At 71.4% G+C, this 5,611-nt stretch carries 6 protein-coding genes; 1 reads left to right on the top strand and 5 read right to left on the bottom strand.

Annotation, left to right across the window (positions count from 1 at the left end; all coding sequences use genetic code 11):
- The 5 genes from HNV26_RS36675 to HNV26_RS36650 all read right to left on the bottom strand — a co-directional run.
- Window positions 1–274 (bottom strand): ExbD/TolR family protein (locus tag HNV26_RS36675; protein ID WP_171444757.1); only part of this gene is annotated, 274 nt, incomplete at its 3' end.
- Window positions 275–277: 3 nt separating this feature from the next.
- The gene (locus tag HNV26_RS36670) at window positions 278–1,000 is read right to left on the bottom strand and encodes a MotA/TolQ/ExbB proton channel family protein (RefSeq protein ID WP_171444391.1); all 723 of its coding nucleotides are present in this window, start codon (window positions 998–1,000) and stop codon (window positions 278–280) included.
- A 165-nt stretch (window positions 1,001–1,165) separates the two neighbouring features.
- Entirely contained in the window at window positions 1,166–2,164 is a 999-nt protein-coding gene (locus HNV26_RS36665; RefSeq protein ID WP_171444392.1) for an aldo/keto reductase family protein, read from the bottom strand.
- 13 nt (window positions 2,165–2,177) lie between these two features.
- Complete coding sequence (locus tag HNV26_RS36660; RefSeq protein ID WP_171444393.1) at window positions 2,178–2,660, bottom strand: DoxX family protein; 483 nt, start codon at window positions 2,658–2,660, stop codon at window positions 2,178–2,180.
- A 409-nt stretch (window positions 2,661–3,069) separates the two neighbouring features.
- Window positions 3,070–3,894: a helix-turn-helix transcriptional regulator gene (locus tag HNV26_RS36650; RefSeq protein WP_216613074.1), complete on the bottom strand. Its 825-nt coding sequence runs from the start codon at window positions 3,892–3,894 to the stop codon at window positions 3,070–3,072.
- A 295-nt stretch (window positions 3,895–4,189) separates the two neighbouring features.
- Between HNV26_RS36650 and HNV26_RS36645 the strand changes: the two genes are divergently transcribed.
- Window positions 4,190–5,611, top strand: a 1,422-nt coding sequence (locus tag HNV26_RS36645; protein ID WP_253817385.1) for a hypothetical protein, incomplete at its 3' end; no start/stop codon positions are given.

The raw sequence follows: 5,611 nt of genomic DNA, 5'->3' as shown, positions 1-5,611 counted from the left end.
CCACCGCCTCGGCGACCTTCGCCTCCAGCTCCTTCTCGGTCATCTCGGTGCCGTCGAAGAAGAACTTGCCCTCCTTGTCCAGCACCACGTTGACCAGGCCCTGCACCGTCTCACCGCCGTTGGCGGCTCGGGGCAGGTCCACCTCCACCGTCTCGCGGACGATGAAGTTGGCCGTCACCATGAAGATGATGAGCAGCACCAGCACCACGTCCACCAGCGGGGTGACGTTGATGCCGGTGATTTCGTCGTCATTGTCCTGCGCCCCGCCCGCCATGGCCTAGCGGGCCTCCGCGGCGCGAGCCGCAGCGGCCGTGCCGGACGCGGGGCGCTCGGCGCGCATGCTGCCCACCAGGGCGTAGCCCAGGGCATTGGCGCGGCTGGTGAGCGTCTTGAGCTGGCGGTTGAAGACGTTGAAGGCCACCACCGCCGGAATCGCCACCGCCAGACCCACGGCCGTGGCGACGAGCGCCTCGGAGATGCCGGCCATGACGGTCTGCTGCATGGCCCCGCCGCCGCCCTGGGCGTTCATCTTCCCCAGGTCATTGAAGGCCTTGATGATGCCCAGCACCGTGCCGAACAGACCGATGAACGGCGCGTTGTTGCCCAGCGTGCCCAGGAACGACAGGAAGCGCTCGTACTGGGGACGCTCACGCGACAGGGTGGAGGCAATCACCTGCTCCACCGTGTCCGCGCCCTGGTCGGCGGAGGCCAGGGCCTCGCGGATGATGGCGGCCTCCATGCCCGTCTTGCCTTCAATGGCTTTGCGGGCCACGTCGTACTCGCCGCGGGCCAGCCGCACCGCCAGGGCCTCCGAGTCCGGCAGCCGGTGGCGGGCGAAGTACACCGTTCGCTCCAGCATGATGGCGATGGAGAGCACTGAGAGGATGACGAGCACCCAGAGCACCCATTCGGCGGAGGTGAGCGTCACGCCGAGCAGCTTGCTGCTGAGCCAGCCCAGCTCGGTGTGATTCGTCTGGGCCAGGGAGAGGAAGGGCGTCATGGAGGGAAGCCTGGGTAAAGGTGGGTCACGGGGCACTCGCAACCCGGTTGCCAACCTGCGGGCCCATGTCTTGTTCCCTTGGCGCGGAAAGTCAAATGGAACGGATGGGTTGGGTGTCACCCTCCCGGAAGCGGACGCTCAGGCGCCCGCCCGGGAGGGACGGGCTCAGGGGCGCTGGGCGGGGACGTCGGTCAGGGCTGGATTTCGTTCGATGGCGGGGCCCAGCACCGCGTCAATCCGGCGCAGCAGCTCCGGCTCCAGCTTCACGCCCGCGGCCTTCGCGTTGTCGTGCACCTGCTCTGGCCGGGAGGCGCCGACGATGGCGGAGGAGACGCTGGGATTCTGGAGCACCCAGGCCACGGCGAGCTGGGCCATGGAGAGGCCGGCATCCTTCGCCAGTGGGACGAGCTGCTGCACGCGGGTGAGCACGTCATCCGTCATGAAGCGGGTGATGCCGTAGCGCACGGCGTTGGCCTCCGTGGCGCGGCTGCCCGCCGGGGGCGCCTGGCCGGGCAGGTACTTGCCGGTGAGGACGCCCTGGGCGATGGGGGACCAGACAATCTGCCCCAGGCCTGCTTCGTCGGAGGCCGGGATGACCTGCGGCTCGATGACGCGGTAGAGCATGGAGTACTGCGGCTGGTTGGAGATGAAGGGCACGCGCAGCTCGCGGGCCAGCGCGGCGCCCTGGCGAATCTGGTCGGCCGTCCATTCGGAGACGCCGATGTACAGCGCCTTGCCCTGGCGGACGATGTCGGCGAACGCGAGCATCGTCTCCTCCAGCGGCGTCTCCACGTCGAAGCGGTGGGCCTGGTACAGGTCCACGTAGTCCGTCTGTAGCCGGCGCAGCGAGCCGTCGATGCTCTCCAGGATGTGCTTGCGCGACAGGCCGCGGTCATTCTTGCCGGGGCCGGTGGGCCAGTACACCTTGGTGAAGAGCTCGTAGCCGGCGCGGCGCTGGCCCTTCAGGGCGCGGCCGAGCACTTCCTCGGCGCGGGTGGCCGCGTACACGTCCGCGGTGTCGAAGGTCGTGATGCCCACGTCCAGCGCCGCGCGCACGCAGGCGAGCGCGGCCTCCTCCTCTACCTGGGAGCCGTGGGTGATCCAGTTGCCGTAGGAAATCTCACTGACGACGAGGCCGCTGCGGCCGAGCTTGCGGAAGTGCATGGTGCGCGCGAGCCTAACCGTGGGCCGCCGGTCGCGCTCGGCCGCGGACGGGCCACCAGCCGCCAGCCCACGCCACCCAGGCGACGTAGACGAGCTGGAAGGGGAGGCGCAGCCAGAAGTACCAGTCCGGGAAGGGCAGCACATGGGCGGCGGTGTTGGCCTGGGCCTCATGGATGTTGGCGGGGAGGATGGCCAACAGCAGCGCGATGAGCCCCAGCGCCGCGAGTCGACGGGTGCGTGGCAGCAGCAGCCCCAGCCCGCCCGCGACCTCCGCGGCTCCAGAGAGGTAGACCCAGAAGGCGGGTGATGGCAGTCGCGGCGGAATCATGGCCGCGTAGCGCGCGGGCATGGCGAAGTGCATGATGCCCGCGCCCACGAAGAAGAGCCCCGCGGCGACCGCGGCGCGCGCCGTGGGGGTGGACAGCGCGGGGATGCGCCGCAGCGGCGGCAGGTGCAGCAGCAGGAAGAAGGACAGCAGGAGGATGGCGAAGGACATGGGTGTGCTCCTGAAGAGAGGCACGGGAGGGAGTGGCCTGCCGTGCCGTTGACTCCAGGATGGGGCCCCGGTGCTGGCGTTCGCTTGAACGAACTGGCTGCGATCCGAGAGGCGGTGCGCGTCGCGCCGCCCCCGGCCTTGCCGCTACCGCTTGTCGCGCTGGTTGACGGCTTCCACCACCTTGACGATGGGGCACCACACCTTGTTCCGGGCCGAGACGCCATCCCACTCCGCGGCCTTGTCGGCGGCGGCGAGCACGTCTCGCAGGAACTTCTTCAGGTCCTTGGGGGAGTTCGCGGCGATGCACCCGTCGACGCTGATGCTGCCGGGCTGCCCTCGGACTGGAGGGTGATTCGGGCCTGCTCGAGCAGCAGCGCGCGCAAGCTGCTGCGCCCCAGGTGCGCGGTGCTCAGCGGGTCGCGCCGTTGCGGCCCTGCGCCTGGACTCGCGGTCCACGGCGCTGAAGCGATGACGGCGTGGTGCCGAACATCCGCCGGAAGGTGCGCGTCAGGTGCGCCGCATCCGAGAAGCCGGCCGCGTGGGCGGCTTCACTCAAGGTGTGGCCCGCGGCGATGGCGCCCGCGGCCCGCTGGAGCCGGAGCCACAGGAGGTAGGGGCGCAGTGGCACACCGACGGATTCGGTGAACGTGTGCATCAGCCTTCCGGGCGAGAGGCCCGCGACCTGGGCCAGGGCTTCGAGCGAGGTGTCTTCCGGCGCGGCCTCCGCGCGCAGGTGGCGCAGCAGCTTGCGCACGCGCGGGTGGAGGTGACGGGGGGCTCCGGGCGTCCCGGAGAGCGTGGCCAGCGTGGACTCCATCCATCCGCCGACCGCTTCGTGTGCCAGTGCTCCCGCAGTGGGCAGCCCGCCGAGGAGGGCATCGCGCTGCGTCGTATCGAACAGGCGTATCGGACCGTCGAGCGCGGCCTGGAGTCGCGCGCCGTCGTCGCTCTCGGGTTCGACGAAGAGGATGATGACCTCGCTGTCTCGTGCGTCGAGCGCGTGGAGAATGTCCGGGCCCACGAGCGCGCCGGCTGCCTGCTCGGCGGTCTTCATGCCTTGCGCGCGGACGGACAGGGGGCCCTGCCGGCACAGCACCAGGTGCATGGCGTGGTGGGCGTGCTTCGTCGTCGCGTCGCCGGGGCCCCACATCGCCAGCGCGGTGGGCCACACCACCAGGGGCATGTCCGGCCACGGCGCCTGGGGCGCCAGTTCTGGAGGGCGGGCGAGGAGCATCCGGAAGAGGGGTTGTAGCAGCAGTCCGGCGGGGTTGATGGCACTGGGGGACGGTGCGTGGGCCGTCTTTGCCGCGCGGGGCGGCACCTGGGGCAGTCTCGCGTGAAGGCGTGGCCATGGGCACTTCCTCCGCGGTGATGCTGCGTCGGTGTCCGCGAGGCTCGGGCGGTCCGTGCCAGGCGGCGGAAGGGAGCGTCAATGCACGGCGGGATGCGACCGCTCACACCCGGACCGCGACGGCTGGACGTCGCGTCGCTTGTGGGGAGTGGGCCGAGTAGTCGACACTCGCCGCTTCATGGCTGCCAGTGAAGAACGCCGCTTCCAGGCCCTGGTGCTCGCGCCCATCCGGCGCGTGCAGCGGCGCCTCAACGCGGTGGCATGGGCGGAGGCCGGCATCGTCCCGATGTGGGCCACCGCCACGGCCTGCGTGCTGGCCCGGTTCCTCCTGCGCGGCGCCTTCGTGTGGGCCCTGCCGCCGCTTCTGGCGCTGGGGCTGGGCGCGTGGTTCTGGCGTGCGCGTTCCCGGCGGGTGTCGTTGGAGCAGGCGGCGGTGCTCGCGGACCGGTCGGCGAACGCGGGCGGGCTGCTCCTCACGCGGCTGGAGCGCCCGGTGGGGGAGTGGGAGCTGGCCGTCAATCAGTTCGCGAGTGGGGTGAAGCCTCCCGACGTGAAGTGGCGGCGTCCGGTCACGGCGCTCGCGGGCGCGGTGCTGTTCGCGGTGGCGGGCTTCCTGTTGCCCCTGTCCGCGCCACGAGGCCGCGCCGTGAATGCCGCCGCCGCGGCGAAGGTGGCCGCGGTCCAGGCGCAGGCGGAGGCGCTCGCCAAGGAAGAGGTGCTGGAGGAGGCCGTCGAGGAGGAGCTGCGCCGCCTGGCCGAGGAAGTCTCCGAGGGCCGTTTCGACGCCGGAGATTGGGAGGCCGCCGACGCGCTGGAGAAGCGGTTGGCCGAGCAGGCCGCGGAGGCCGCCGCGCAATTGGCCCAGGCCGCGGAGGCCGCGCGGGCGTTGGAGGACGCGCTGGGCGCCGCGGGAGGCGCCGAGGCCGCCACGCGTGAGCGCGAGGCCTTGGAGCAGGCGCTGATGGCGCTGGAAGGCGGCAAAGAAGGTGGCTCGTCCGACAACGCGGACGGAACGGGGGAGGACGGGGCGCCGCACGGGTCCGAGAACGGCGAAGCGGCACAGGCGGATGCCGCGCGCGCGTCCGGGCAAGGAACGCAGGGAGCCGACGGACAGCAGGGAACGGAAGGCTCGCGGAGTGAGCGCTCCGGTGAGGCGCGGAGCGCTGCTCGCGCGCGGGCCTCCGGCTCACCGGACCAGATTGCAAGCCTGCGCGAGGCGCTGGAGCGCAGGCGTCAGTCGCTGGAGAACCGCTTCGATTCGAACAGCCGCAATGGTTCCGATTCGCAGGCCCGTCGCCAGGGTTCTGGCGGCCAGAGCTCGGGGCAGGGACGCCAAGGGCAGGGGCAGTCGGGGCGCGGCGGCGAGGGTGAGGGGCAATCCGGCGCGGGCGAGGGGCAATCCAACTCGGGCCAGCAGGGGCATGCGAGCCGGGGCGTGCGGAAGGGCGCGGGTGTGTCACGCGGTGGCGGAAGCCAACCGCTCGTCTTTGGTGACGAGGCGGAGATGAACCCGGAGCGGCTTGCTTTCGAGCCGTTGCCTCCCGGGCAGGGGGGCGACGAAGGCGAGGAGCTCTGGGGGCTCCGGGCCGCGGACCCGAGG

It is taken from the genome of Myxococcus xanthus, assembly GCF_013116825.1.
GTDB lineage: Bacteria > Myxococcota > Myxococcia > Myxococcales > Myxococcaceae > Myxococcus > Myxococcus xanthus_B.
This window is presented reverse-complemented; position numbering and strand designations above follow the sequence as displayed.

Coding starts and splice junctions, on each gene's coding strand:
- HNV26_RS36670 (WP_171444391.1), bottom strand. CDS start 1,000: ATGACGCCCTTCCTCTCCCTGGCCCAGACGAATCACACCGAGCTGGGC.
- HNV26_RS36665 (WP_171444392.1), bottom strand. CDS start 2,164: ATGCACTTCCGCAAGCTCGGCCGCAGCGGCCTCGTCGTCAGTGAGATT.
- HNV26_RS36660 (WP_171444393.1), bottom strand. CDS start 2,660: ATGTCCTTCGCCATCCTCCTGCTGTCCTTCTTCCTGCTGCTGCACCTG.
- HNV26_RS36650 (WP_216613074.1), bottom strand. CDS start 3,894: ATGCTCCTCGCCCGCCCTCCAGAACTGGCGCCCCAGGCGCCGTGGCCG.